We start from the raw sequence: 24786 nt of genomic DNA, 5'->3' as shown, positions 1-24786 counted from the left end.
AGAGCTCGACGCACAGAGAAAGCGAAACCCCCACCATGGATCTCGGCGTGCGCTGGAAGCTGCACGGCGACGGGCGTACGCCCGCGCCGGGAGCGGTCGTCCGCCCCGACGAACGGCTCTCCTGGCCCCGCACGGCAGGGCTCGGCGCCCAGCACGTGGTCGCCATGTTCGGCGCGAGCTTCGTCGCCCCGGTGCTGATGGGGCTGGACCCCAACCTGGCGATCATGATGTCCGGCGTCTCGACCGTGATCTTCCTGCTGGCCACCCGCGGCAAGGTGCCCAGCTACCTCGGCTGCTCGTTGTCCTTCGTCGGGGTCGCCGCGGTGATCCGGGCGCAGGGCGGCACCAGCGCGACGGTGACCGGCGCGGTGCTCGTGGTGGGCGTCGTGCTGTTCCTGGCGGGCCTGGCGGTCCAGTACTTCGGGGCGCGGATCATCCACGCGACGATGCCGCCGATCGTCACCGGCGCCGTCGTCATGCTGATCGGCTTCAACCTGGCCCCCGTGACCGCCTCGACGTACTGGCCGCAGGACCAGTGGACGGCGCTGCTGGTGATGCTGTTCACCGGGCTCGCGGTGGTGTGCCTGCGCGGCTTCTGGTCGCGGGTGGCGATCTTCCTGGGGCTGGTCTTCGGGTACGGGATCTCCTTCGTGTTCGACCGGGTCTTCGGAAAGATCCACTCGGTGGACGGCGGCGGGCACATGACCGACCACTGGCGCCTGGACCTGTCCGGCGTCGGCAAGGCCGACTGGATCGGCCTGCCCGCCTTCCACGGCCCCTCCTTCCAGTGGTCCGCGATCCTGGTCGCGCTGCCCGTGGTGATCGCGCTGATCGCGGAGAACGCCGGGCACGTCAAGGCGGTGGGCGAGATGACGGGCGAGAACCTGGACGACAAGCTGGGCACCGCGATCTCGGCCGACGGCGTCGGCTCCGTGCTCTCCACCGCGCTCGGCGGCCCGCCCAACACCACGTACTCCGAGAACATCGGCGTGATGGCCGCCACCCGGGTCTACTCCACGGCCGCCTACTGGGCCGCGGCCGGCTTCGCGCTGCTGTTCGGCATCTGCCCGAAGTTCGGCGCCGTCGTGGCCGCGATCCCCGGCGGGGTGCTCGGCGGCATCACCGTCATCCTGTACGGCATGATCGGCCTGCTCGGCGCGCAGATCTGGACCAAGTCCGGGGTCGACCTGCGCAACCCGCTGAACCTGGTGCCGGCGGCGGCGGGCATCATCATCGGCATCGGCAACGTGACGCTGAAGTTCACCGACACCTTCAGCCTCAGCGGGATCGCGCTGGGGACGCTCGTCGTCATCACCGGCTACCACGCCCTGCGGGCGCTGGCCCCGGCCCACCTCAAGGCCCAGGAGCCGTTGCTGGACGAGGGCACCTCCTCCTACGACGAGCCGCCCCTGGGCGAGGGGGAACGGCCCGCCCCGTAGGCGCCGTTCAGGACCGGCGGGAGCGGGCGGAAGCCACTTCCGCCGGGGAGAAGAGGACAACAGGCCCGGACCGCAGTCGATGCGGTCCGGGCCTGCTGCTTCAGGCGTCGCCGAACTCCCCGCTGCGGACGGCGGCGACGAACGACTTCCAGGCCTCGGACGGGAAGACCAGGGCCGGGCCGTGGGGGTCCTTGGAGTCACGGACTCTGCCCGGGTGCGCGTCATCCACCTCGATGCAGCCGCCCTGCCCGTTGCTGTAGGTGCTCTTGCGCCACGCGGCGTCGGTCAGGTCAAGACGGTCGGCCATGACGCTCCCCTCAGACATCACCGAACTCGCCGCTGCGGACAGCGGCGACGAACGACTTCCAGGCCTCGGACGGGAAGATGAGGGCCGGGCCCTGAGGGTCCTTCGAGTCACGGACGGGCGCCAGACCGGGGAAGTTAGGAGCCACCTCGACGCAAGATCCGCCGTTGTTGCTGTAACTGCTCTTGAACCATGCGGCGTCGGACAGGTCTACAGGGCGAATCATGACGTTCCTCTCACGCCTTGCTTGCGGATCATCTCCAGCGACGCGGCCTTCGACAGCGCTTCCACCTGGAGCTGATGGTAGTCCCGCTCCCAAGCCTGGGCGGTCTCAGCGTCTCGCGCGAGGAAGCCACGCAGCTGGCACTCCGAGTATGCCAGGATTGTTCGATCCGCCAGAGTCAGCAGCGTGACCATCATGGTGAACGGCAGCTCTTCCGCGAGTGAGAACGGCGCCACCTGGATGGTGATGTTCGGACGGCTCGCGAGGTCTTCAAGATGCGCCAACTGCCGCGCCATGACCTTGGGCCCGCCCACCGTGCGCAGCAGAGCCCCTTCGTCCAGGACGAAGTGCAGTCGCGGCGCTGACCGCTGGTTGAGCAGCTTCTGCCGAGTGGCCAGGAAGTCGAGTCGATCTGTGGCCTGTTCCTCGGTGATGCTGCCGCGCCGCACGGCTGCGGCCGCGAAGGCTCCGGCGTACTCCATCGTCTGGGCCAGACCGGGCACGATGCCCAGCTCGAAGTGGGAGATCCCTTGGGCTTTCGCCTCTTGCTGCGCGTACTCGGGGAAGCCTTCCAGCAACGATGATCCGCTGAGACTCCAGTACGTCAGTTCCAATGTTCCACCGGTATCGAGAGCCTTGTCGGCGCTTCGAACCCAGTCAAGTGTGGGATTGCGCGTCCCTCTTTCAAGGTTGGAAATCTGACTATCGCTCAGGTTTGTCAGCTCGCCGAGTTGGGTTTGCGTCAGGCCTGCTGTCTTTCGCAGCTTGCGTAGTTGGGCCCCGAACGCCTTGAGGGGTGACGCCGATGGATCCAGCTGCGTCTCACGCATCGTCAGTCCTCCGCCGCTACACGAATCCCACCCATGGAAACTGTCAAGTGGGAAAGCCTTCCGATCGTAGGGGATGGAACGCCACCATGGCTACACCCGGTCATTCGCCAGACGCACAGCGCAACCACTGGAGACCCCTATGCCTGACGGCCAGAACCCCCCTCCCCCCTTCCAACTCCACAAAGTGGTAAGGGACTTCAGCTCGCTGGAGAACGGACAGCCGCGCGAGGGCGTCTTCGTCGAGATGCTGCTCGGGAAGGCGGTACTGCGCCCGCTGGGGGAGACCACTCCCCACCAGCGCGTCGACCCGGCCTTCCTCCGGTCGCTCGACCCTCGGGAGATCGCGCCGGGCACCTGGGGGAACCCGCGCCGGCGGCCGCTGTGACCATCGAATTCCCCACACCTGGAGCAGAGTTGAGCAGGACCCGCCTCATGAACCGTCCCCCCGCCCGGCGTTCGGGCCAGCAGGCCTTCGTCCTCCTCGAGGACCCCGACCGATCCGACGACTTCCTCGTCCTCCTGGTCGACCGCGTCCACGAGGACGGCATGACCCTGCCCGGTGGCAGCGCCGAGCAGGACGAGCTCCCCCACCTCGCCGCCCGCCGCCACCTCGAGACGGAGACCGGGCTCGTCCTCGCCCTCCGGACCATCCTCACCATCGACTACGTGCCCGCCGCCGAGTTCCCCGAGGGCGTCGCCTTCGTCCACTCGGGCGGGATGATCACGCCCCGACAGGCCGAGACCGTCCGCTGCCACCAGCCGCCCGCCGACATCCGAGGCCTGCACTGGGTCCCCCAGGCCAAGCTGCGCGAGGTCATGGCCGACGACCAGTACCGGCGCGTCGAGGACGCCTGGGACGCCTGGGAGCACGGCGCCGGTCTCCCGCTGCTCATCCGGGGTGTTCCGGTCCCGGTGGGCTGATCAGCACCGGAACGCCCGGCATCAAAGGGATTGACATCGGTTCGGGCGTCCTGAGCGAGTCCCGGATCGCCCAGCTCGCCGACTACAACGTCGAACTGGACACCCCCACCGGCTCCTGACCCGGGGCCGAGGGCTCGCCCGCGCCACGGATTCTGGACTTGTGGGTCCATTTTCGGCTGCCTAACGTGCTGGACGTTCCCTCCCGAACGAGCCCGCACAGGAAGGCCATCCCCCATGCACGCGATCCGGATCGAGGAGCACGGCGGCCCCGCGGTCATGCGCTGGACCGAGCTGCCCGACCCCACCCCCGGCCCCGGCGAGGCACTGGTGCGCCTGGGCGCGGCCGGCGTCAACTACATGGACGTCGGCGCCCGTTCGCAGGGCACCGGCGGCTGGGCGGCCCCCACCGTCCTCGGCGCCGAGGGCATGGGGTACGTCATCGCCCTCGGTGCGGGGGTGACGGAGGTGGCCGTCGGCGACCGGGTCGCCTGGTTCTACCACCCGGGCAGCTACGCCGAGTTGCTCGCCGTCCCGGTGACGTCCCTGGTCAAGGTGCCCGACGGGGTGCCGGACGAGGTCGCGGGCGGCCTGCTGATACAGGGCCTGACCGCCAACCACCTGAGCACCGAGACCTACCCCGTCGGCCCCGGCGACACCGCCGTGGTGCACGCCGCCGCCGGCGGGGTCGGCCTGCTGCTCACCCAGCTGGTCAAGGCCCGCGGCGGCCACGTGATCGGCTTGGTCTCGCGCGAGGAGAAGGCTGCTGCCGCGAAGGAGGCCGGCGCCGACCACGTGCTGGTCCACTCCGGCGCCGGATTCGAGGAGCAGGTGCGGCAGCTGACCGGCGGCCGCGGCGCCGACGTCGTCTACGACGGCGGCGGCGCCGACACCTTCCTCTCCTCCCAGCTGGCCCTGCGCCCGCACGGCGTGCACGCCTACTACGGCCCCTTCATGGGCGTCCCGACGCTGCGGCCCACCGACCTGCCGAACAGCATCCTGCTCACCTACCCGGTGGTGCACCACCACGTCCCCACCCGCGAGGCCCTGCTGCGGCGCAGCGGCGAGCTGTTCGACCTGGTCCTGGACGGGCGGCTGACCCAGCGGATCGGCGGCCACTACCCGCTGGCCGGGGCGGCCCGGGCGCACGCGGACCTCGAATCCCGCGGCACCACCGGCAAGCTGGTGCTCCTGCCCTGACCGCGGGGTGACGGGACCGTACGACCACAACTCCGGGAGGGCAACGTGACGCTGACCCGCAAGGGCGCCGCGACCAGGCAGCGCATCGTCGAGGGCGCGGCCGGGCAGATCCGCGAGGCGGGCGTGTTCGCGCTGCGCCTGGAGGACGTGATGACTCGCACGGCGACCAGCAAGAGCCAGCTGTTCCACTACTTCCCGGGCGGCAAGGACGAGTTGCTGCTGGCCGTCGCCCGCCACGAGGCGGGCCGGGTGCTGGACGACCAGCAGCCGGAGCTGGGCTCCCTGACCTCCTGGGAGGCCTGGCAGCGGTGGCGCGACAAGGTCGTGGCCCGCTACCGGGCCCAGGGGGTGAACTGTCCGCTGCACACGGCGCTGTCCCAGCTGGGGTCGACGACCGACGCGGCGCGGGCGGTGGCCGCGCGGTTGCTGGAGCAGTGGCAGGAGCAGCTCGCCGTCGGCATCCGCCACCTCCAGGGCAGTGGCGAGGTCGCGGCGGGCCTGGATGCGGACCGGGAGGCGGCGGCGCTGCTGGCGGGGGTCCAGGGCGGGGTGCTGATCCTGCTGGCCACGGGCTCCACCGTCCACCTGGAGGCGGCCCTGGACGTGGGCCTGGATCGGTTGCGCGGGGCCCGGCCCACGCCCTGATGGTCTGGACCAGCTGCCGGAATTGTGGCAGGGGACACGTCCCGCGGCCTGTGTCGTGAGAAGGGTCACCCGCGGCGGGCAACCGGTGCGGCGGACGGCGACGACGCCCGTGGGGACTGGGCGGGCGGCGCTTCGGCACGGGCGAAGGGCCTGTCCGCTTCGGGACCTTGGTCGCGAATCCGGTCGACCTTCGGCCCGGTGGTGACATGTCCCAACCCGGGCAACCGTGGACGGTCGCCCGATGTGACCGGGCGATGGCGCCGTCCACGGTGGGCGGCGCCGTTCCCTGCCGTCTACCCGGCGCACGGCGTGCGTGACAAGCGCGCAGCCGTACGCTCCGGAGGACCCCGAAGCCCATGTCCCAGACCATCGACAACGCCCCGTATACCGCCTTCCACCGCCGGCTGGCCCTCGCCTGTTCCGGTGGGCCGCTGCTCGACGGCTACATCCTGAGCATCGTCGGCGTCGCCCTGATCGGGATGCGCCCCGACCTGGGCCTGTCCACCGCGCAGGTCAGCCTGATCGGCGCCGCCGCCCTGGTGGGCATGTTCGTCGGCGGCGCCCTGTTCGGCGTGCTGACCGACAAGATCGGCCGGGAGGTGATGTACACCGCCGACCTGCTGGTGATGGTCGTCTGTTCGGTGCTCTCCTTCTGGGTCGACTCGGTGTGGGCGATCACCGTGCTGCGCTTCGTGCTCGGCATGGCGGTTGCCGCCGACTACCCGATCGCCACCTCCCTGCTCGCCGAGTGGCTGCCCGCCAAGCACCGGGGCCGCCTGCTCGGCCAGCAGATCGTCGCCTGGTACGCCGGCTCGGTGCTCGCCTACGTGGTGGGCTACCTGTTCCTGGAGCTGGCCGGGCCGGGCAGCTGGCGGTGGATGCTGGCCAGCTCCACGGTGCTGTGCGTGGTCTTCCTGGTGATCCGCCGCGGCTCGCCGGAGTCGCCGCGCTGGCTGGCCGCCAACGGGCGGGTCGGCGACGCGGTGCGCGTGGTGGAGAAGCACCTCGGGGTGCGGGTCGACGGCCGCGAGCTGATGCCCGACCCGGCCGAGCGCGCCCGGCGCGCCAGCGGGCTGCGGCTGCTGCTGACCCCGCCCTACCGGCGCCGCACCCTGTTCTGCGGCCTGTTCTTCCTCTGCCAGGTCGGCCCGCTGTTCGCGATGCTCACCTTCGGCCCGCAGATCCTGTCCTCCTTCGGCATGCCCGGCGGCACCGTGATGGAGACCCTGGGCACCGGGCTGATCAGCCTGGTCTTCCTGCTGGGCTGCTACCCGGCGCTGCGCCTGATCGACACCAAGGGCCGACGCCCCGTCATCATCTGGTCCTTCGCGCTGATGACCGTCCCGCTGGCCCTGCTGGGCGTTTGGCCCAGCGCGCCGGCCGCCGTGGCGCTGACCGCGCTGTGCGCGTACGCGTTCCTGTGCGGCGGGCCGAACGTGCTCGACTGGACCTACCCCAACGAGCTGTTCCCGACCGAGATCCGGGCCACCGCCGTGGGGGTGGCGACCTCGGTGAGCCGGATCGGCGCGGCGGTGGGCACCTACCTGCTGCCGCTGTCGCTGACCGGGCTGGGCACCGGGCCGACCATGCTGATCGCCGCCGGCGTGACGGCGCTCGGCCTGCTGGTGTGCGCGCTGTGGGCGGAGGAGACCCGCGGCACGGCGCTGGGCGCGGCGCCGGCCGCCGCCCGTACGGCGGGCGCCAAGGCGGGGCCGGTCGTCCCGGGGCAGCGCGTGCCGCAGACGGCGCGCAGCTGACGGCCGGCACGTGAGCGGCGCTGCCCGGGTGTTCCCGGGCGGCGCCGCCGTCGGTTTACCGGGCGGCGTTCAGGCCCTCCAGGACGTGGGAGTACACCTCCCGGACGAGGAACGGGGGGCGCCGGGGGTGGGGCGGGAGCGGGTCGTCGCGTTCGACGCCCGGGGGCAGGCCGCCGGTGACGGGTCTGAGCGGGCGCTCGCGGTGGAAGGCGAAGTACGTCCAGAAGTCGGCGGCCAGTGGCACGGCCGCCACGCCCGGCGGTGTGGGCCAGGGCTCGCCGGTCTGGGGGTGGTAGGGGACGACGGCGATGTCCGGGAGGTGGTCGGGCGGCGGCAGGCCCGGTCCGGCCAGGACCGCGCGCCGGGCCGGTCCGGCCGCCGGGAGCGCCAGCTGACCGAGGAGCACGCGCAAGGCGTTGGCGAGCGGGCCGCCGGGGAGGGTGACGGGCGAGCCCTGTGCGGCGTGGACCAGGTGGGCCAGCGTCACGCAGGCCTCCGCCTCCCAGCGGATGTTCCACTCCCCGTCCGCCTCCAACGGCGCGGTGGCGCAGCGTGGTTGGGTGAACGAGGCCCAGTCGGCGAGCGGGCGGGCCGGGCCCGTGGGGACGGGGCGCACGGCGGCCCGTTCCAGCCAGGTGGCCTGCCACAGGGAGCAGTCGTCGATCCTGGTGGCCACCTTGCGGCCGCAGCCGGCGCAGGTGAGGTTCGGGCCGTAGCGGCCGTCGATGCCGCAGCAGGCGCCGAGCTCACGCCGCTGGATGAGGGCGGTGCCGTGGGCGTCGCCGGGGGCCATCAGGATCGAGCGGGCCTGCCCGGCGGCGTCCTCGGCGACGGCGTAGGTGCCCGATTCCATCAGGACGGGCATCGGGTGGCCGTTGCCGTACACGAAGCCGGCGTAGACGGGGAAGGCGACCCGCGTCAGCGGCCCGGTCAGCGCGGTGCCGCACGCCTTGCACTCGAAGACCTCCACGCCCGCCCGCTCCCCTTTCGTCCGCACCGCCGACGGGCGAGTATCGCGGTCCGGGCGGACTGCGGCCAACGGTTTTCCGGGCGCACTGCCGGGTTCGCCGCCCCGGTACTCCGCCTGCCCCGGGGGCGGGTGGGCGGCTTTGTCAAGCCCGTACCGGGGCCGCCCGTTCGGCAGTAACCTCGGCCCTCTGCAACGACGGCCCTGGCAGGGCGAATTGGAGGCGGCAGGTGGCCGAGGGGAAGGCCGGGGGCGGCGACGGGGACGGGCGGGAGGACGGGCCGCTGCACGAGCGCGAGGCCGAACTCAAGTCGGCGGCGCAGGCGATCGAGGCGCTGACCCGGCCGGCCGGTACCGGGGTCGGGGAGCTGCTGCTCTACACCGGTGCGGCCGGGCTGGGCAAGACCGCGATGCTGACGAAGGTGCGCCGGGCGGCGCAGCAGGCGGGCTGCACGGTGCTGTTCGCCCGGGGCGGGCAGCGGCAGTGCCACGAGCCGTTCCACGTGGTGCGCCAGCTGGTGCGCCCGGTGCTGTCGGCCCTGTCCGACGACGAGCGGGCGCGGGTCTTCGGGCCGTGGGAGGACGTCGTCGGCCCCGCGGCGGGACTGCGGCCGCCCGGCGGGCAGCTCGATCCCCAGGGGGTCCGCGACGGGCTGGACTTCGTCCTCACCCGCCTGGTGCAGCTGCGTTCGCCGGTGGCCGTGCTGATCGACGACCTGCACTGGGCCGACCCGGAGTCGCTCGGCTGGCTGGCCGGCTTCGCGGTCCGCGCCCGGGAGCTGCCGGTCCTGCTGGTGCTCGCCTGCCGCGACGAGTTCCCCGACGACGCGCTGGCGCTGCAGCGCGGCCTCGCCGACCGGGCGGACCGCCGGCACGAACTGCGCCCGCTCCAGCCCGCCTCGGTCGCGCACCTGGTCCGCGCGGCCCTGGGCGCACGGGCCGAGGACGCCTTCTGCCGCCACGTCTGGGCGGTCACCGCCGGGAACCCGTACGAGACCGCCGCCCTGCTGCGCGAGGTGGCCGACCAGCGGCTCGACCCGGTCGAGGAGAGCACCGGGCTGCTGCGCGAGATCGCCGCCACCGCCCGCGGGATGACGCTGCGGCACTGGCTGGACCGGCTCGGCCCCACCGCGCTGCGCTTCGCCTGGGCGGCGTCGGTCCTGGACACCGACATCCGCCCCGACCTCGCCGCCGCCATCTGCGCCCAGGGGCCCGAGACCGCCGCCCAGTCCGTCCGGGAACTGCGCCGCCACCGGGTGCTGACCAACACGGCGGCGGGCCGGCTGGAGTTCGTCCACCCGCTGATCGCCACCTCGGTCTACCAGTCGATGCCGCCGGCCGCCCGGACCGGGATGCACGGGGTCGCCGCCGTCGAGGTCGAGAACGCCGGCCTCGGCCTGCCGGCCGCCTCCCGGCACCTGCTGGAGATCCTGCCCGAAGGGGACGGCGCCATCGTCGACAAGCTGCGCCGGGCGGCCCGCGAGCACCTGGCCATCGGCGCGCCCGAGGCCGCGCAGCGCTGCCTGCGCCGCGCCGTCAGCGAGCCGCCCGCCGACGAGGACCGGGCCTCGGTGCTCTACGAACTCGGCTGCTCGGCCCTGCTCACCGACCCGGCGACCACGGTCAACCAGCTGCGCCTGGCCCTCGCCGACCCGTACGGACTGGACCCGCGGCTGCGGGTGGACGCGACCTTCCGGCTCGCCCAGGCCCTCGCCCACAGCGACCGGGTCGGCGAGGCCGCCGCGCTGTGCGCGCAGGAGGCCTCGCGCACCCCGCCCGGCCCGGGGCGGATGCGCCTGGAGGTCGCCCACTTCATGTTCGGCGCGTTCCAGTCCGAGGACGCGGACGGCCCCGGACGCTCCCGCCGGCTCGCGCAGTTCCACCGGACGCTGGACACGGTCCGCCTGGCCTTCACCGACACCGACTTCACCGACACCGACCCGGACGACGGGGCCCCGGGCGGGGCCCCGTTCGAGCACGACGGCCTGGCCCACGCGGTGGCCGTGCTGCGCTGCTGGGACCTCACGCTGCGCGGCGCCGACCGCGCGCGGGCGCTCGCCCTGGCCGACTCCGCGCTGCCGCAGGGCCGGCTGCCGCGCAGCCTCGGCTGGACCAACACCACCTGGGGCTTCGAGCTGCCCGGGATCCTGGGCATCAGCTACCTGTACGCCGACCGGGCCGACCGGGCCGAGGAGCTGTTCACCGAGGCGGTGCGCGCCTACGAGGTCGCCGGATGGAGCGGTGGCCACCTCGGCTTCGCCTACCTGCTGACCGGCATGCTGCGGTTCCGCTGCGGCGCCCTCGCCGAGGCCGAGGACTACCTGCGCCGGGCGCTGCGCACGGCCGGGCGGATCGGGCCGGGCACCCCGCTGCACTGGGATGCGGTGGGGGCGTTGGCCGAGACCCTGGCGGCGCGCGGCCGGGTGGAGGAGGCGCTGGCGCTCGCGCGCGAGCACGCCTTCGGTCCGCCGTACCCGACGGTGATGGGGCTGCCCGACGCTCCCACGCTGTACGGCCGTCTGCTGCTGGCGGCGGGCGACGCGGCGGGCGCGGCCGAGGTGCTGACGGCCGCCGGCGCGGCGCTGGACGCGCGCAGGTGGCGCAACACGGTGTGGGCGCCGTGGCTGGGGCACCTGGCGCGCGCGGTGGCCCACGACCAGCCGGAGCGGGCCCGCGACCTGGCCGAGGAGGCGGTGCGCCGGGCCCGGGAGTCCCGGACGGACTCGGCCGTCGGCAGCGCGCTGCGGCTGTGCGCCGCGGTGCACGACGCGCCGCGCGCGGCCGAGCTGCTGGCGGAGGCGGTGCGGCACCTGGAGCGCTCACCGGCGCGCTACGAGCACGCGATCGCCCTGGTGGACCTCGGCGAGGCGCTGGGCCCGGCCGCGGACGCCCGCGCCGTGCTGACCCGCGGCCTGGAGTTGGCCGTGCGCTGCGGCGCCGACGGCCTGGCGGGCCGGGCCCGCGGCCTGCTGGAGGCACCCCGTTGAAAAGTACCGTCCTGTGCAACTATTGTTCATACACATAACGCGCATCAGCAAGCGCCCGTGTCCTTGAGCACCTGTGTCCTGGCGCTGCCGACCCCACCGGGAGTCCGACATGAGCACCGACGTGAGCACCCACGTGAGCACCACCCTCTTCACCCCGTACACCCTGCGGGAACTGACGGTCCCCAACCGGGTCTGGATGCCGCCGATGTGCCAGTACAGCGCCGCACCCACCGGCGAGGCGACCGGGGCCCCGCACGACTGGCACTTCAGCCACCTCGCCGCGCGCGCCGCCGGCGGCACCGGGCTGATCATCACGGAGGCCACCGCCGTCAGCCCCGAGGGCCGCATCAGCCCGTACGACCTCGGCCTGTGGAACGACACCCAGCTCGAGGCCTTCCGCCGGATCACCGCCTTCCTCAAGGCGCAGGGCACCGTCCCGGTCGTCCAGCTCGGCCACGCCGGGCGCAAGGCCTCCACCGAGCGGCCCTGGATCGACCGCGGGCGCGCCATCGCCCCCGACGAGGAGCACGGCTGGACCCCGCTCGCCCCCAGCGCCCTGGCCTTCTCCCCCGAGCACACCACGCCCGAGGAGCTGACGGTCGATCAGATCGGCGAGATCGTCGGCAAGTTCGCCGCCGCAGCCCGGCGCGCTCTGGAGGCCGGCTTCCAGGCCGTCGAACTCCACGGCGCCCACGGCTACCTGATCCACCAGTTCCTCTCCCCGCAGAGCAACCACCGCACCGACGCCTACGGCGGCTCCTTCGAGAACCGCATCCGCTTCGCCCTGGAGGTCGTCGACGCGGTGCGCGCGGTGTGGCCCGAGGAACTGCCGCTGTTCTTCCGCGTCTCGGCGACCGACTGGCTCACCGAGAACCCCGAGGACGGCCGCGAGGGCTGGACCTCCGAGGACACCGTCCGCCTCGCCAAGGAACTCCAGGCGCACGGCGTGGACCTGCTGGACGTCTCCACCGGCGGCCTCGTCCCCGACGCCCGGATCGACGCCACCCCCGGCTTCCAGGTGCCCTTCGCCGAGGCGGTGCGCAGCGAGGCCGGCCTGGCGGTGGCGGCCGTCGGCCTGATCACCGACCCCGCCCAGGCCCAGGACATCCTCACCGCCGGCCGGGCGGACGCCGTCCTGATCGGCCGCGAGCTGCTGCGCAACCCGTTCTGGGCCCGCCACGCGGCCCGCGAGCTGGGCGGCGAGGTCCACTCCCCCGTCCAGTACCACCGCGCCTGACCGCCCCCGACCTGCTCTGACCCGGCGGTGCGGCGGCGGCCCGCCGGGTGCGGGCCGTCGGGCGAGTCGGTCGGTGGACGGTGGACGGCTGCGGCCGCCGGCGCCCGGGGTGGGGTGGCGGCGGCCGCGGGGAGTCGGTCAGGCGAGCAGGTCGGACTGGAGGGTGACGACCTGGCGGAAGGCCGTGGCGGGCACGCCGTGGGGGTTGGTCATGGTGATGACGGCCACCACGTCGGAGGCGGACACGTACGCCACCCGGGTGGTCGGCACGCCCTTGCCGGCGGTCTCCTGGGAGTCCTTGCGGGTCACCTCGATGCCGTCGACGGTGTCCCAGCCGCCGCCGTCCGCGATCTTCGCGTCGGGGGCGGCCTTGAGCTGCAGCTCCGTACGCCCGCGGGAGTAGGCGTCCCGGGCCTCGTTCGGGGAGCCGAAGCGCAGCAGCCGGATCCGGGTGAGGGTGCCGTCGGAGGCGGTCCACTCCCGGGCGGTGGCCGCGCGGCACACGTCCTGCAGCAGCAGGCCGTGCAGCCTGGCCGGGTTCTGCAGCTCGGAGTTCAGCGCGTCGCAGGCCACCCAGTCGGCCAGCCCCGTACCGCCGCCCGGGACGGCGGAGGCGGACGGCGCGGCGGAGGCCGAGGTGCTCGGGGTCGCCGAGGGGGTGTCGGAGGGCGCGGCCGTGGCGGAGGCCGAGGCGGGTGCGGTGGGCGCGGGGAAGACCGGCGGGTTCACCGAGCCGCCGGCCTCCTTGGGGGCGGGCAGCAGCAGGTAGCGCAGGTCCGCCTGGTGGAGGCCCTTGCTCCTGTCCTTCAGGTCCGGTGCGGCCTTGCCCGAGGGCAGCGGAGGCAGCGTCAGGGGCGGGAAGGTGTAGCGGCCGTCGTCGGCGGTGGCCAGGCCGGGGATGTCGGTGCGCTCGGGGGCGGTGACGGCCAGCGCGGTGCCGGTGCCCGCGAGGGCGAACACCAGCACGGCGCAGCTCCAGCGCACCGCGGCCTTGCGGCGGCGGGTGCGGCGGGCGGCCTGTTCCTCGGCGGCCTCCGTCAGCCCGGGGGCCTGGGCGGCGTCGGGCTGCGGGTCGTCGATGGTGATGGCGGCCCAGGGGTTCGCCGTCCCGGGGCTCTCGGCCGCGCCGGCGGCCTGGTGGTGGGGCTGCGGCGCGGGCTGCGGCGCGGCGGCGTGGTCGGTCATACGGACTCCTCCGTGGATTTCCCCGGCTTCCACCGGGGGAGGAAACGAAGCTCCCGTGGAGCGGGGCAGGAATAGCCGTTTCGCCGCCAAGGCGGTATGGCGTCGCGGCAGTTGATCATCGACAGGCGACCACTTGAGTAAGTGTCACCGTGTGTGCCATGACGATCACTCACCTGAAGCGGGCGCTCAAGTTCCGCTTCTACCCGACTGATGCGCAGGCGGCTGAACTGTCGCGCACGTTCGGGTGTGTGCGGCTCGTCTACAACAAGGCGTTGGAGGCGTGGACGACGCACCAGGCGCGGGTGACCTACAACACCACGTCGGCGATGCTGACGGCGTGGAAGAAGAGCAAGGAACTGGCCTTCCTCTGTGAGGTGTCCTGCGTTCCGTTGCAGCAGGCACTCCGGCATCTGCAAGAGGCATTCTCGAACTTCTGGCAGAAGCGGGCGAGGTATCCCCGGTTCAAGTCGAAGAAGAGGTCCCGCGACAGCGCCGAGTACACCAGGTCCGCGTTCCGCTACCGCGACGGCAGGCTGACGCTGGCCAAGATGGCTGAGCCGCTGGACATCGTATGGTCGAGGCCGCTGCCCGAGGGACAGTCGCCGTCCACGGTGACGGTGAGCCGGGACGCGGTGGGACGCTGGTTCGTCTCGATGCTCTGCGACGACCCGACGGTGCAGCCGCTGCCCGTGCTGGACACGGCCGTGGACATCGACGCCGGTATCACCAGCCTGGTGACGCTCTCCACCGGAGAGAAGATCAGCAATCCGAAGCACGAACGCCGCGACCGGGAACGCCTCGCCAAGGCGCAGCGGGAACTCGCCCGCAAGGCCAAGGGCTCGAACAACCGGGAGAAGGCCCGGTGTGAGGTCGCCCGCGTCCACGCGAGGATCGCCGACCGGCGCAGGGACTTCCTGCACAAGCTCACCACCCGACTCGTCCACGAGAACCAAGTGGTCGTGATCGAGGACCTCACGGTCCGCAGCCTGCTCAAGAACAGGAAGCTCGCTCGTGCCATATCGGACGCGAGCTGGAGCGAGCTGCGGACCATGTTGGAATACAAATGCGCCTGGTACGGCCGCGAGCTGATCACCGTCGACCGGTGGTTCCCCAGCTCCAAGCTGTGCTCGGCCTGCGGAACCCTCTGCGACAACATGTCGCTGAACGTCCGCCAATGGGAGTGCGACTGCGGAGCAGTCCACGACCGGGACGTGAACGCGGCACGCAACATCCTGGCCGCCGGGCTGGCGGTTGCAGCCTGTGGAGACGGTGTAAGACCTCAACGGAGCACTCCGGGCGGGCGGTCGTCGGTGAAGCAGGAAGTCGTCCCACCGCAGCGCTCACGCGCAGCGGCTCAGCCGCGAGGCTGAGGGGAACCCCCCTCCTTCAGGAGGGGGGAAGTCAAACGGACGCTCCCGGGCTGGCGAGGCGGTCGAGCTGCATGGTGAAGAGACCGACGATCTTGTCCTTGGGCAGCGGGGCCACGCCCTCGACGCTCATGACCACCAGCAGGTCGCCCTCGGCGGCCGAGCACTCCAGGTAGTCGATCGGCGCGGACGGCGGCGCGGGCATCAGGTAGCAGTGCGCCTCGGGGTGGCCCGGGATCTGCGGGCCGGAGCGGAAGATGCCGGTGTCGCCGGTGAACACCGCGGTGTACTCGTTGATCCGTTGCACCTCCTGCTGGTTGAACTGGCGCAGCCGCAGCCCGACCACCAGGGTGCCGTCGCTGTTGCGGTAGGTCCGCACGCCGGTGCCCTTGACGTGCAGCCCCTCCCAGTAGGAGCGGAGCCTGTCGCGCTTGTCCTTGGGGATCTGCTGGAGCTCGGCGTCCAGCTCGTCGGAGATCTGTCCGGCGCCGAGTTCGGTGTCGTTGCCGTATCCGCCCTCGTCGGGGCCGAGTTCGAACTCGGCCGGGACGGGCAGCAGCAGGTCGCGCAGCGAGCCGAAGTGGCTGCCGTTGGACTTGGCCCCGAACGGCGTGGGGGTGACCGTCGGGGCGGGCGCGCCGGCGGGGCCGGCGACGGTGGCCGGGGCGGGGTCGTCGTACTGGGTCTTGATGATGCCCACGCCGATGACCACGCCGACCAACGCGGCGGCGACCGTCGCGGCGCCCGCGCGCAGCAGGCGACGGGAGGCGGGGCGGGGCTGCTGGGGGGCGGGGGCGAACTCGGGGGCGGGCGCGGCCGGTTGGGGGGTGGGCGGGGTGGCCGGTTCGGGGGTGGCCGGCGTTGCGGTCACGGAGTCGTCGGTCATGCCAGTCGCTCCCACTGCTGCTTGGCGAGGGCCTTGAGGTCCCCGGCGTCCACCGGCTTCGGGCTGAAGATCTCCACCTTCATCAGCACCGTGCCGCGCTGGGCGGTGGCGTGCCCGTAGTAGTACTGGTCCTCGGTGTCGGACCACTTGCGGGGCAGGAAGTCCACGCTGTAGCCGCCGTTGGCGTCAGTGGCGAAGGACATCCCGGGGGTGGCCTCGGCCTGGGCGATGTGGTCGGGCGTGAACTGGGTGAGCGAGACGCGGTAGCGGATGTCGTCCTTCATCCAGTCCACCTCGGCGGCGCGCCGGAAGCCGTTCAGGGCCAGGTCCTTGAAGACCAGGGCCGGCTCGCCCTTGCGCTCGGCGAGTTCACCGATCGACATCCAGCCCGGCTTGTCCGGGTAGTCGCCCCAGGCGCCGCTGCCCGCCGGGGCGCTGACCAGCAGCTTGCGCAGGTCGCCCTCGATGACCGGCGGTGCGGGCTGCTGGGCGGCGAGGGCGGCCGGGTCGACCACCTCGGCCGGGTAGGCCGGCAGGGCCACCTGCAGCGGCGGCAGCGGCGTGGGCGGGCGCTGGGCCTGGATCGCGTAGCCGACGCCGCCACCGGCGAGAGCGCCGACGACCAGGGCGCAGACGGACAGCAGCACCGGACGGGGGCGGCGCGGGGCGCGCGGCGCGGACTCGGGACCGGCGGCGAGGAGGTCGGCGGCGGGGGCGTCGGCGGCGGGGGCGTCGGCGGCGGGGGCGTTCGACTCGCCCTCGGCGGACGCCTGGGCCGACCACGGGGACACGGCCGGGGCGGGAGGCGCGGGAGGCGCGGGGGGCGCGGGAGGCGCGGGAGGTGCGGGAGGTGCGGGAGGCGCCGGTGGCTCGGCCGCTGCGGCCGACGTGGTCGGCTCGGCCGCAGCGGAGGGCGGCTGCTCGGGTTCGGTGGTCACGGAAGTGGCTCCAGATGAGGAAGGAAGGACGACGCCGTGGGGCGGGCGCGGGCGCGGGCTCAGCCGCCGGAGGCGAGCCACTCGCGCTGGCGCTTCATCAGGTCGTTCAGCAGCGCCTTGTCCGGCGTGCCCTTGACGTCGACGTCGATGGTGTACTGGACGTCGCCCTGGCTGGAGATGCCGGTCATAGAGCCGGTGTACGCCTCGTGCTTGGGCTTCCTGCGGAAGCCGTGGGCGTTGGGGTCGCCGTCGATGTCGATCGGCTCCTGCGACTTGATGGTGTAGCCCTGGACGAACCTGCTCGCCATGTCGGCGGAGCCGAAGTGCAGCAGCGTGACGGTCACTTCGGCCTTGCCGTCGGCCGTCCGGTAGGTGCGGGTGGCCCCGTCCCGGTAGCCGTAATGGGTGAGGATGGTGTCGATGTCGTCCGACTTGCCGAATATCTCGGCGACGTCGTCGCGGGTCATCGGCATCCCGTCCGCGGGCCCGTAGGACTCGCCGCCGGCGGGGATCGGGAGCAGGAAGTAGCGCAGGTCTCCCTCGTGCTTGCCGTCGCTGACCGTGCCCTTGACGGTGCTGACCGGGGCGGGTGCGGTCGGGACGACGGTCGGCACCGGAACGGCGGAGGGCGTCGTGCTCGCGCTCGCTCCGGCGCCGGTGCTCGGCGAGGCGGTGGCGGTGGTGCGGGGTGCGGGTGCGGCGGCCGGTCGGCTGTCCGGCTTGCCGACCGCGACGGTCACCGCCGCGCTGGCCGCCGTGACGGCGAGCAGTCCGGCGGTGGCCAGCGCGACGCCGACGGCACGCGGCAGGCGGCGCGCGGCCGGGGCCTGGGCCTGGGCGGGCGCGGATACGGCAGCCGCCTCCGGCGCGGCTGCGGGCTCGGGTACGGCGGCGGCGGTGGGCGCGGCAACCGGATCCGGCGGCGGATCGGTGAAAGCGGCGCTCTCGTTCTCGGGCGCGGACAAAGGACTCCCCCCAAGGGAAACGTGGGATTTTCACACGCGGGTCACTGTCGGATTCCGCTCCCCCTGCGGCTCTCCGGACCTTCCGTCACGTGTCTCAGCAGGCATTATGAGAGTCGGATGACACCCACGCCAACGAAAACAATCACCGCACTCCCACCCAATGCTTGATCAATCGGACGCTCCGTGATCCAACCGCAACAGGCGGCCCCGCCCCGGCGGGGGCGGCCCTACAGCGGCCCGGTGACGGGGAGTCGGGACACGCTGCTGGTGGTGGTGCGGGGTCCGAGCGGGGCGGGCAAGTCCATCGTCGCCACCGGGCTGCGGGCACGGCCGGCTGGCACCGGGGGCGGGACCTGCTGCCGGGCGGTGTCGAGCGGGTCGTCCCGCAGCACAGCTCGCTGGACGGGACGCTCGCGCGGATCCTCGCCGACACCGGGCCGACCCCGCCTGGATGGACGCCCCGCCCCTGACGACGTGTCGTACGGATCGGGCTTGAGTTGGAGCGCACTCCAAGTCATACGGTTCTTCCCGTGGTCACGGCCGGACGGACGGCCGGGACCACTGAACCAGTACGGGTACGAGGAGAGGACAGGCGCCATGGGTGTTCCCGCGAACGAGGCCGGGCAGCGGCAGGAGCGTTTCGACCGGGGCATGGAGATGCTCACCCGGGTCGACGGCGAGAGCGGGCAGCGGGTGGTGGAGGCGCTGGCCGACATCAACCCCGAGCTGGCCCACCAGGTCGTCGCCTGGGGCTTCGGCGAGATCTACAGCCGTCCCGAACTCGCCGCGCGTGACCGGCAGTTGGTGACACTCGGGATGCTGACCGCGCTCGGCGGCTGCGAGCCGCAGCTGGAGGTGCACATCAACGCCTCCCTCAACGTCGGCCTCACCCCCACCGAGATCACCGAGGCCCTGCTGCACGCGGCCGTGTACTGCGGGTTCCCCAAGGCGCTGAACGCGACCTTCGTCGCCAAGAAGGTCTTCGGCGAGCGCGGCCTGCTCCCGGTGACCGGAAACTGACAGGGCGCCAGGGGCGGCGCCCGGTCGCCCTGGAGCCGGCTCTGGAGCCGGCCGGGGCAGAGTCGGAGGAACTGTCCGCCGGTGGACTCTAGTTGACGCCCCCAAAGGTGCGCCGGTAGGCGCCGGGGGTGGTGCCGAGGGCGGCGTGGAAGCGGCGGCGCAGGTTGACGGCGGAGGCCAGGCCCACCCGGGTGGCGACGGCTTCCACCGGCAGGTCGGTCTGCTCCAGCAGGACCCGGGCGGCGTCGATGCGCCGGGCCAGCAGCCACTGGCCGGGGCTGGTGCCGAGCTGCTCGGTGAAGCGCCGGGCCAGGGTGCGGCCGGACAGGCCGGCGCGGGCGGCGAGGTCGTCCACGGTCAGCCGCTCCCCCAGCCGTTCCTGGGCCCATTCCAGCAGCGGGGCCAGCGACTCGTCCGCGCGGGCGGGCGCCGGGGTGGCGGCGTACTGCAGCTGGCTGCCCTCGCGGTGCGGGGGCAGCACCATGTGCCGGGCGACCTGGGCGGCGTAGGCGGCGCCGTGGTCGCGGCGCAGCAGGTGCAGGCACAGGTCGATGCCGGCGCCGGAGCCGGCGCTGGTGGCGACGTCGCCGTGGTCGACGTACAGCACGTCCCGGTCGACTTCCAGGGCGGGGTACTGGGCGGCGAGTTGGGCGGTGCGGCCCCAGTGGGTGGTGGCGCGGCGTCCGTCGAGCAGTCCGGCCTGGGCCAGGACGAAGGCGCCGGTGCAGATGGAGACGATCCGGGCGCCGCGGGCGTGGGCGGTGCGCAGCGCGTCCAGGACGGCGGGCGGCGCGGGTGAGCCGGGTGGCTGCCAGCCGGGGACGACGACGGTGTCGGCCTGCTCCAGTGTTTCCAGGCCGTTGTCGACCAGTAGGGGGACGCCGAGGTTGGTGGGTACCGGGCCGGGGTGCTCGGTGCACAGGGTGAGTTGGTAGTAGGAGGGCAGTCCGGCTCGCTCGGTGCCGAAGGCCTCGGCGGCGCAGGCGAGTTCGAAGGGTGCCTGGGGTGTGCCGAGCAGGGCCACCACCCGGTGGCGGTGCGGGTTCGGGGCTGGAGCGTCCATGGCGTCCGTGGCTTCCATGGCAGGAATGTACCTGAGGATGTCTTTCAGGACACTGGGGCGGTGGGGGTGCGGGCGGCCACAGTGGGGTCATGAACGAGAACGACGTACTGAACGACGGCACGCTGAAGACGGTCCTGATGATCGATGAGGTGGAGACGGTCCCGGTCGGGCCGGGGATCGTGCGGCGCCGGCTGACCTCCACCGGGTACGCCCGCGCCTGGCTGATCGACTTCGAGCCGGGCAGCCGGTGGCCGGAGGTCGACGTGCACGACACCGAGGAGCGCTACTACGTGCTCAGCGGCGAGGTGATCGAGGGTGAGGAGCGTCACCCGGCGGGCTCCTACGTGGTGTTCGCGCCGGGTAGCCGGCACCGGCCGCGCACCGAGGTCGGTGCGCGGATCCTCGGGATCACCCTGGCCGCCGCCTGACGGGGCGCGGCGCCGGCCGGCCGTGCCGATGTCGCGGCCTTGTCACCGCTCGGGGGGATGCCAGGTGACCGGCCGGGGGCCGGCCGGGTGAAGGGGGGGGTGGCGGGCTGGCGGGGGCTGTCAACTGCCGCTTGACACCTCGCCGTTCGTAGGCACCTGTCAGCGATTCTCGGCTGCTCGGGCGTGGGATCGGCCTCGTCATCCGGCGAAAGCCAAGCCGGGCGGCGCTCGGTTCCTGGGGCGGCAGGCTGAGAGCGCCCTCACGGGCCCTGTGCCCGTCGTCGCCGGGAGTGGCTCGGAGACGAAAGACCTGCGTGGAGCCGGTGTAAGACCAGGCGTCAGCCAGGCGGTCGACTGCGAAGCGCGGACCGTGATCGCGTCCGAACGGCCGCGAACGGACCTTCCGGGCGGAAACGTCCGGATTGCTGGGCTCTGCCTATGGACTTGGCAACGGAGACGTACGCCTGCACCTTCCACTGGAGCGTCGACGGACGGGAGTTCAGGGCGGAGCGCCCCGAGGGGCCGTGCCCGGAGGGCCGGGAGGTCACGGTGTGGCTGGACGGCCGGGGGCGGATGAGCACCGGGCGGCCGAGCTGGGTGACGGTGCCGCTGTTCGGCCTGTGCGTCCCGTTCGTGCTGGCCGGCGCGGTGCACCTGGGCCGCGGGGCGGCCGAGGACGTGACACTGTGGCGGCGCCGGGCGCAGCGGGACTGAGCGGCCGTGGCGTGGCGGGCTCTGTTGTCGCCGCCGCCCCTGCTTCGCGCCGGGGCGGCGGCTCGGCTTGCGCTACCGCCCCCCGAGGAGGGCGAGCACCTCGCGCGCCGCCGTCTGCCCGGCCCTGCGGTAGGCGTATTCGCTGGTGTCCACGAGGTGGACCGCGGTGTGGTGCACCACCAGCGCCAACGCCAGGGTGACGCCCGGCAGTTGCTCGGTCAGCTCGGCGCGCACGCCCTCCGCCAGCGCCGCGTGGAAAGCGTCGAGGTCCTCCTGCCGCAGCGGGCCGCCGCGCACGGTGGCCCCGGCCGCGACCTCCAGGTGCACGCCCTCCTCCCACGGCTCGAAGTCGACGGTGGCGTCCGCGAAGAGGCCGCAGCCGCCCTGGAAGACGTAGCGGGCCCGTACTCCGCGCACCGGGCGGGGCGGGAAGGTCTCCTGCGGCGCGGTGGCGGTCATGGCCGTCACGCGGGGGTGATCTCGACCTTGGTGATCACCACGTCCTCGACCGGGCGCTCGCCCTCGGTGGGGGTGGCGGCGATGGCGTCCACCACGGCCTTGGAGGCGGCGTCGGCGACCTGGCCGAAGATGGTGTGCCGGCGGTTGAGGTGGGTGGGGGTGCCGACCGTGATGAAGAACTGCGAACCGTTGGTGCCCGGGCCGGAGTTGGCCATCGCCAGCAGGTACGGCTTGGTGAAGAACAGCTCCGGGTGGAACTCGTCCGCGAAGGCGTAGCCCGGGCCGCCGGTGCCGGTGCCGGTCGGGTCGCCGCCCTGGATCATGAAGCCCTTGACCACCCGGTGGAACGTCGTGCCGTCGTAATACGGGCCGCTGCCCGGCTCGCCGGTGCGCGGGTCGGTGTACTCCCGGGTGCCCTCGGCGAGTTCGACGAAGTTGCGGACCGTCTTCGGCGCGTGGAACGGGAACAGTTCCAGCCGGATCGGGCCCGCGGTGGTGTGCAGGGTGGCGAACCGGGCGTTGGCCACGGGTGACTCCTCTTGTTCGTGCTGCTCGGTGGTCGGGGGGCATCCTGACACAATGCGGGATTCGTGGCCGAACCGGTACCGGCGACGGTGCGGCGGACCGGCCGGACCGAGGCGACCAACTCACGCTGCTCCCCGACCTCGAAGACCGTTCGCGAGGTCACCGGACCACCTGTCCGGATTCAGGCGATTCGGCCAACACTGGCCGACATCGCTAAGAACGGTGTCAGCTCTCGGTGGAGCGGCGGCGGGAGAGGGCGACCAGTGCGGCCCCGGCGGCGACGGCCGCGGCGGCGCCGCCGGCCTCCCAGCCGAGCCCGTCGGTGCCGGTGGCGGCGAGCGTGTCGGCCCCGGAGGCGACGGTGGTGGTGCCCGTGGTGGAGCCGGTGGTGCCGGTGGTGGTGGTCCCGGTGAGGGCGGCCGGCTGGACGGTCTGCGGCTGCTGGGTGCCCTGGTCCTGCTGCCCGGCGGGCTGGTCGGCCGGCTGGTCGGCCGGCTTGTCGGCGGGCTTGTCGGCGGGCCTGTCCGCCGGCTTGTTCGCGGCGGCCTCGTCCGCGGCGCGGGCCGTGGCCCAGCCCTCGGCGAGGAACTTCGCGATGTCAGCGTCGCTGCCCTCCATCGCCTTGGCGGCAGCGTCGCGCACGGCCGGGCCGCCGGTCTCGATCAGCTGGGAGACCTTGATCCGGTTGTCGGAGGCGCGCAGCTTGGGCAGGTCGCGCAGGAAGGCGGCGATGTCGGCCGGGGTGCCGCTGAGTGCCTTCCTGGCGGCCTCGAGGGTGTGCGGGCCGGTGTTCTTGTCGGACAGGGCGACGAACAGCGCGACGCGGTCGTCCTCGGCCTGGGCGGCGGGCCAGCCCTCGGCGAGGAACTTCGCGATGTCAGCGTCGCTGCCGTCCATCGCCTTGGCGGCGGCCTCGCGCACGGCCCGGCCGCCGGTCTCCATGAGTTGGGAGACCTTGATCCGGTTGTCGTCGCCGCGGTTCTTGGCCAGGTCGACCTCCAGGAAGTGCCGCAGGTCCGCCGCACTGCCCTTGAGCGCCTTCTCGCCGGCCTCGCGCACCCCGCGCCCGGTGTTCGGGTCGGCCAGGATCCGCTGGATCTCGGCCCGGTCGGCGTCCTCGGCCTGGGCGGCGGGCAGGCCCTCGGAGAGGAACTTCAGCAGGGCCGCCTCGCCGCCGTCCAGCGCCTTGCCGGCAGCCTCGCGCACGGCCGGGCCGCCGGAGGCCATGATCTGGGAGACCTTCACCCGCAGGTCGTCGCCGCGGTTCTTGGCCAGGTCGACCTCCAGGAAGTGCCGCAGGTCCGCCGCACTGCCCTTGAGCGCCTTCTCGGCCGCCGCGCGCACCCCGGGGCCGGTGTCCTTGTCGTCCAGGATCTTCTGGATCTCGGCGCGGTCGCGCTGCTCCTGCCCTTCGGGGGCCTTGGGGCCGCTGCTGTTGCCCGGGCCGCCGTTGACGCCGTCGTCGCCGGGAGTGACGTCCGGTACGGAGCCGGAGGCGGTGTCAGGACCGGAGACCCCGGTCGGCTGGGGGGCGTCGGCGGCCGAGGCCGACGAGGGGAAGAGGACGGCGGGGGCCAGGACGGCGGCCGCGACGACTGCGGACACCCGGGGCAGCTTCATGCAGCGGAACCTGTATTTTCCTGTGAAGGGATCATGAACGTCCCACAGCATAGATCCTCTTTTACGATCGCCGTACCAGATATTTGCCACCCTCCCCCGGACCCCGCCGACGGCGTGTCACACTTGCCGGCGGCACCCCCTAGGGTGGGGCGGGTGAGCTTTCATCTCGTCGTCGGACACGGGCCCGCCGGAGCCGCCACCGCCCGCCTGCTGGCCGAACAGGGCCATCAGGTCCGGGTCGTCACCCGCACCGGCCGCCCCGCCACGGCGGCCGTCGAAGGCGTCGAACACCTCGCCCTGGACGCGAGCGACCCCGCCCGGCTCTCCCAGGCCGCCCGCGGCGCCGTCGCGATCCACGGCTGCGCCGCGCCGCCGCTGCCGCAGTGGGCCGCGAAGTGGCCCGCCCTCGGCTCCGCGCTGTGCGCGGCGGCCGAGGACAGCGGCGCCGTGCTGGTCATGCTCGGCAACCTGTACGGCTACGGCGCGGTCGATGGTCCGATGACCGAGGGCCTGCCGCTCGCCGCGACCGGCCCCAAGGGCCGGGTGCGGGCGGCGGCCTGGGAGCAGGCGCGGGCCCTGCACGAGGCCGGGCGGATCCGCGCGGTCGAGGTGCGGGCCTCGGACTTCTTCGGCCCCGGCGTCACCGACGGCGGCCACCTCGCCTCCCGCGCGATGCCGAACCTGCTGAAGGGCCGTCCGGTCGCCGTCCTCGGCGACCCGGACGCCCCGCACAGCTGGACCTACCTGCCCGACGTGGCCCGCGCGATGGCCGAACTCGCCGGCGAGGAACGGGCCTGGGGCCGGCCCTGGCACGTGCCCACCGCCCCCGCCCTGCCGGTGCGCACCATGGTCGAACGCCTGGCCGCCGAGGCCGGCACCGGCCCGGTCCCGGTGCGGCGCCTGTCCCCCGCCGTGCTGGGCGTGGCCGGGCTGTTCTCCCCGCTGCTGCGTGAACTGCGCGAGACGCGCTACCAGTTCGACCGCCCCTTCGTCGTGGACTCCTCCGCGTACGAGGCGGAGTTCACCGTCCGCGCGACTCCGCTGGAGGAGCAGCTCGCGGCCACCGTCGGCTGGTGGCGCGAGCGGGTCCGCGCCTGAGGCCCCCGGGC

At 73.2% G+C, this 24786-nt stretch carries 25 protein-coding genes; 13 read left to right on the top strand and 12 right to left on the bottom strand.

Annotated elements, in window-relative coordinates; translation table 11 throughout:
• Nucleotides 1–35 precede the first annotated feature (35 nt).
• Nucleotides 36–1439: a uracil-xanthine permease family protein gene (locus O1G21_RS37975; protein WP_270150261.1), complete on the top strand. Its 1404-nt coding sequence runs from the start codon at nt 36–38 to the stop codon at nt 1437–1439.
• A 100-nt stretch (nt 1440–1539) separates the two neighbouring features.
• On the opposite strand, the gene O1G21_RS37970 is transcribed toward O1G21_RS37975, so the two are convergent.
• Genes O1G21_RS37970 through O1G21_RS37960 form a run of 3 tightly spaced genes read right to left on the bottom strand, consistent with a single transcriptional unit; the run spans nt 1540 to nt 2796 of the window.
• Entirely contained in the window at nt 1540–1746 is a 207-nt protein-coding gene (locus O1G21_RS37970) for a DUF397 domain-containing protein (protein WP_270150260.1), read from the bottom strand.
• A gap of 10 nt (nt 1747–1756) precedes the next feature.
• Entirely contained in the window at nt 1757–1969 is a 213-nt protein-coding gene (locus O1G21_RS37965) for a DUF397 domain-containing protein (protein WP_270150259.1), read from the bottom strand.
• A complete protein-coding gene (locus O1G21_RS37960; RefSeq protein ID WP_270150258.1) occupies nt 1966–2796 on the bottom strand; it encodes a helix-turn-helix domain-containing protein in 831 nt (276 codons plus the stop codon). The genes O1G21_RS37965 and O1G21_RS37960 overlap by 4 nt, the downstream gene beginning before the upstream one ends.
• Nucleotides 2797–2980: 184 nt before the next feature.
• Here O1G21_RS37960 and O1G21_RS37955 point away from each other — a divergent pair, with 184 nt between their 5' ends.
• The 5 genes from O1G21_RS37955 to O1G21_RS37935 all read left to right on the top strand — a co-directional run bounded on the left by O1G21_RS37955 (nt 2981) and on the right by O1G21_RS37935 (nt 7316).
• Complete coding sequence (locus O1G21_RS37955; protein ID WP_270150257.1) at nt 2981–3181, top strand: hypothetical protein; 201 nt, start codon at nt 2981–2983, stop codon at nt 3179–3181.
• A 47-nt stretch (nt 3182–3228) separates the two neighbouring features.
• A complete protein-coding gene (locus tag O1G21_RS37950) occupies nt 3229–3717 on the top strand; it encodes an NUDIX domain-containing protein (protein ID WP_270150256.1) in 489 nt (162 codons plus the stop codon).
• Nucleotides 3718–3951: 234 nt separating this feature from the next.
• The gene (locus tag O1G21_RS37945; RefSeq protein WP_270150255.1) at nt 3952–4914 is read left to right on the top strand and encodes a quinone oxidoreductase family protein; all 963 of its coding nucleotides are present in this window, start codon (nt 3952–3954) and stop codon (nt 4912–4914) included.
• A gap of 45 nt (nt 4915–4959) precedes the next feature.
• Nucleotides 4960–5559 (top strand): TetR/AcrR family transcriptional regulator, encoded by a 600-nt coding sequence (locus O1G21_RS37940; protein WP_270150254.1) that lies wholly within the window; start codon nt 4960–4962, stop codon nt 5557–5559.
• A gap of 356 nt (nt 5560–5915) precedes the next feature.
• Nucleotides 5916–7316, top strand: a complete 1401-nt coding sequence (locus O1G21_RS37935) for an MFS transporter (protein WP_270150252.1) — start codon at nt 5916–5918, stop codon at nt 7314–7316.
• Nucleotides 7317–7371: 55 nt separating this feature from the next.
• Here O1G21_RS37935 and O1G21_RS37930 read toward each other — a convergent pair whose 3' ends face one another.
• Nucleotides 7372–8286 (bottom strand): hypothetical protein, encoded by a 915-nt coding sequence (locus O1G21_RS37930; protein WP_270150251.1) that lies wholly within the window; start codon nt 8284–8286, stop codon nt 7372–7374.
• A 227-nt stretch (nt 8287–8513) separates the two neighbouring features.
• Here O1G21_RS37930 and O1G21_RS37925 point away from each other — a divergent pair, with 227 nt between their 5' ends.
• On the top strand, nt 8514–11270 hold the full coding sequence (locus O1G21_RS37925) for an ATP-binding protein (RefSeq protein ID WP_270150249.1): 2757 nt from the start codon (nt 8514–8516) through the stop codon (nt 11268–11270).
• A 109-nt stretch (nt 11271–11379) separates the two neighbouring features.
• Entirely contained in the window at nt 11380–12507 is a 1128-nt protein-coding gene (locus O1G21_RS37920; RefSeq protein ID WP_270150248.1) for an NADH:flavin oxidoreductase/NADH oxidase, read from the top strand.
• 138 nt (nt 12508–12645) lie between these two features.
• Here the strand turns inward: O1G21_RS37920 and O1G21_RS37915 are convergent, their stop codons facing one another.
• The gene (locus O1G21_RS37915) at nt 12646–13692 is read right to left on the bottom strand and encodes a hypothetical protein (RefSeq protein ID WP_270150246.1); all 1047 of its coding nucleotides are present in this window, start codon (nt 13690–13692) and stop codon (nt 12646–12648) included.
• Between the two features lie 158 nt (nt 13693–13850).
• On the opposite strand from O1G21_RS37915, the gene O1G21_RS37910 reads away from it, so the two are divergent.
• Nucleotides 13851–15062, top strand: a complete 1212-nt coding sequence (locus O1G21_RS37910) for an RNA-guided endonuclease InsQ/TnpB family protein (RefSeq protein ID WP_270150245.1) — start codon at nt 13851–13853, stop codon at nt 15060–15062.
• Nucleotides 15063–15093: 31 nt separating this feature from the next.
• Here O1G21_RS37910 and O1G21_RS37905 read toward each other — a convergent pair whose 3' ends face one another.
• The 3 genes from O1G21_RS37905 to O1G21_RS37895 form a co-directional block, all read right to left on the bottom strand.
• The gene (locus O1G21_RS37905) at nt 15094–15945 is read right to left on the bottom strand and encodes a hypothetical protein (RefSeq protein ID WP_270150244.1); all 852 of its coding nucleotides are present in this window, start codon (nt 15943–15945) and stop codon (nt 15094–15096) included.
• A complete protein-coding gene (locus O1G21_RS37900) occupies nt 15942–16736 on the bottom strand; it encodes a hypothetical protein (RefSeq protein ID WP_270150242.1) in 795 nt (264 codons plus the stop codon). The genes O1G21_RS37905 and O1G21_RS37900 overlap by 4 nt, the downstream gene beginning before the upstream one ends.
• Nucleotides 16737–16942: 206 nt before the next feature.
• On the bottom strand, nt 16943–17848 hold the full coding sequence (locus O1G21_RS37895) for a hypothetical protein (RefSeq protein WP_270150241.1): 906 nt from the start codon (nt 17846–17848) through the stop codon (nt 16943–16945).
• A 597-nt stretch (nt 17849–18445) separates the two neighbouring features.
• Here O1G21_RS37895 and O1G21_RS37890 point away from each other — a divergent pair.
• On the top strand, nt 18446–18868 hold the full coding sequence (locus O1G21_RS37890) for a carboxymuconolactone decarboxylase family protein (protein ID WP_270150240.1): 423 nt from the start codon (nt 18446–18448) through the stop codon (nt 18866–18868).
• Between the two features lie 88 nt (nt 18869–18956).
• On the opposite strand, the gene O1G21_RS37885 is transcribed toward O1G21_RS37890, so the two are convergent.
• Nucleotides 18957–19949: a helix-turn-helix domain-containing protein gene (locus O1G21_RS37885; protein ID WP_270150239.1), complete on the bottom strand. Its 993-nt coding sequence runs from the start codon at nt 19947–19949 to the stop codon at nt 18957–18959.
• Between the two features lie 71 nt (nt 19950–20020).
• Between O1G21_RS37885 and O1G21_RS37880 the strand changes: the two genes are divergently transcribed.
• Together O1G21_RS37880 and O1G21_RS37875 are read left to right on the top strand one after the other, a co-directional pair.
• Nucleotides 20021–20359 carry a cupin domain-containing protein gene (locus O1G21_RS37880; RefSeq protein WP_270150237.1) on the top strand — a complete coding sequence of 113 codons (339 nt, stop codon included), beginning with the start codon at nt 20021–20023 and terminating at the stop codon, nt 20357–20359.
• A gap of 438 nt (nt 20360–20797) precedes the next feature.
• Nucleotides 20798–21073, top strand: a complete 276-nt coding sequence (locus tag O1G21_RS37875; protein WP_270150236.1) for a hypothetical protein — start codon at nt 20798–20800, stop codon at nt 21071–21073.
• Nucleotides 21074–21145: 72 nt separating this feature from the next.
• On the opposite strand, the gene O1G21_RS37870 is transcribed toward O1G21_RS37875, so the two are convergent.
• The 3 genes from O1G21_RS37870 to O1G21_RS37860 all read right to left on the bottom strand — a co-directional run bounded on the left by O1G21_RS37870 (nt 21146) and on the right by O1G21_RS37860 (nt 23677).
• Entirely contained in the window at nt 21146–21541 is a 396-nt protein-coding gene (locus O1G21_RS37870) for a hypothetical protein (protein ID WP_270150235.1), read from the bottom strand.
• The gene (locus tag O1G21_RS37865) at nt 21538–22059 is read right to left on the bottom strand and encodes a peptidylprolyl isomerase (protein ID WP_270150233.1); all 522 of its coding nucleotides are present in this window, start codon (nt 22057–22059) and stop codon (nt 21538–21540) included. Before O1G21_RS37865 ends, O1G21_RS37870 begins: the two co-directional genes overlap by 4 nt.
• A 223-nt stretch (nt 22060–22282) precedes the next feature.
• Nucleotides 22283–23677: an ALF repeat-containing protein gene (locus tag O1G21_RS37860; protein WP_270150232.1), complete on the bottom strand. Its 1395-nt coding sequence runs from the start codon at nt 23675–23677 to the stop codon at nt 22283–22285.
• A gap of 153 nt (nt 23678–23830) precedes the next feature.
• On the opposite strand from O1G21_RS37860, the gene O1G21_RS37855 reads away from it, so the two are divergent.
• Nucleotides 23831–24775 (top strand): NAD-dependent epimerase/dehydratase family protein, encoded by a 945-nt coding sequence (locus O1G21_RS37855; protein ID WP_270150231.1) that lies wholly within the window; start codon nt 23831–23833, stop codon nt 24773–24775.
• Nucleotides 24776–24786 lie beyond the last annotated feature (11 nt).

This window comes from Kitasatospora cathayae, from assembly GCF_027627435.1.
Lineage (GTDB): Bacteria > Actinomycetota > Actinomycetes > Streptomycetales > Streptomycetaceae > Kitasatospora > Kitasatospora cathayae.
The sequence above is the reverse complement of the archived record's forward strand: the minus strand, read 5'-3'. Positions and strand labels throughout refer to the sequence as shown.

Bases quoted from the DNA above. Each gene is read 5' to 3' on its own strand.
- O1G21_RS37975 (WP_270150261.1), top strand. From the start codon at position 36: ATGGATCTCGGCGTGCGCTGGAAGCTGCACGGCGACGGGCGTACGCCC.
- O1G21_RS37970 (WP_270150260.1), bottom strand. From the start codon at position 1,746: ATGGCCGACCGTCTTGACCTGACCGACGCCGCGTGGCGCAAGAGCACC.
- O1G21_RS37965 (WP_270150259.1), bottom strand. From the start codon at position 1,969: ATGATTCGCCCTGTAGACCTGTCCGACGCCGCATGGTTCAAGAGCAGT.
- O1G21_RS37960 (WP_270150258.1), bottom strand. From the start codon at position 2,796: ATGCGTGAGACGCAGCTGGATCCATCGGCGTCACCCCTCAAGGCGTTC.
- O1G21_RS37950 (WP_270150256.1), top strand. From the start codon at position 3,229: ATGAACCGTCCCCCCGCCCGGCGTTCGGGCCAGCAGGCCTTCGTCCTC.
- O1G21_RS37945 (WP_270150255.1), top strand. From the start codon at position 3,952: ATGCACGCGATCCGGATCGAGGAGCACGGCGGCCCCGCGGTCATGCGC.
- O1G21_RS37935 (WP_270150252.1), top strand. From the start codon at position 5,916: ATGTCCCAGACCATCGACAACGCCCCGTATACCGCCTTCCACCGCCGG.
- O1G21_RS37920 (WP_270150248.1), top strand. From the start codon at position 11,380: ATGAGCACCGACGTGAGCACCCACGTGAGCACCACCCTCTTCACCCCG.
- O1G21_RS37915 (WP_270150246.1), bottom strand. From the start codon at position 13,692: ATGACCGACCACGCCGCCGCGCCGCAGCCCGCGCCGCAGCCCCACCAC.
- O1G21_RS37910 (WP_270150245.1), top strand. From the start codon at position 13,851: ATGACGATCACTCACCTGAAGCGGGCGCTCAAGTTCCGCTTCTACCCG.
- O1G21_RS37905 (WP_270150244.1), bottom strand. From the start codon at position 15,945: ATGACCGACGACTCCGTGACCGCAACGCCGGCCACCCCCGAACCGGCC.
- O1G21_RS37890 (WP_270150240.1), top strand. From the start codon at position 18,446: ATGGGTGTTCCCGCGAACGAGGCCGGGCAGCGGCAGGAGCGTTTCGAC.
- O1G21_RS37885 (WP_270150239.1), bottom strand. From the start codon at position 19,949: ATGGAAGCCACGGACGCCATGGACGCTCCAGCCCCGAACCCGCACCGC.
- O1G21_RS37880 (WP_270150237.1), top strand. From the start codon at position 20,021: ATGAACGAGAACGACGTACTGAACGACGGCACGCTGAAGACGGTCCTG.
- O1G21_RS37875 (WP_270150236.1), top strand. From the start codon at position 20,798: ATGGACTTGGCAACGGAGACGTACGCCTGCACCTTCCACTGGAGCGTC.
- O1G21_RS37860 (WP_270150232.1), bottom strand. From the start codon at position 23,677: ATGAAGCTGCCCCGGGTGTCCGCAGTCGTCGCGGCCGCCGTCCTGGCC.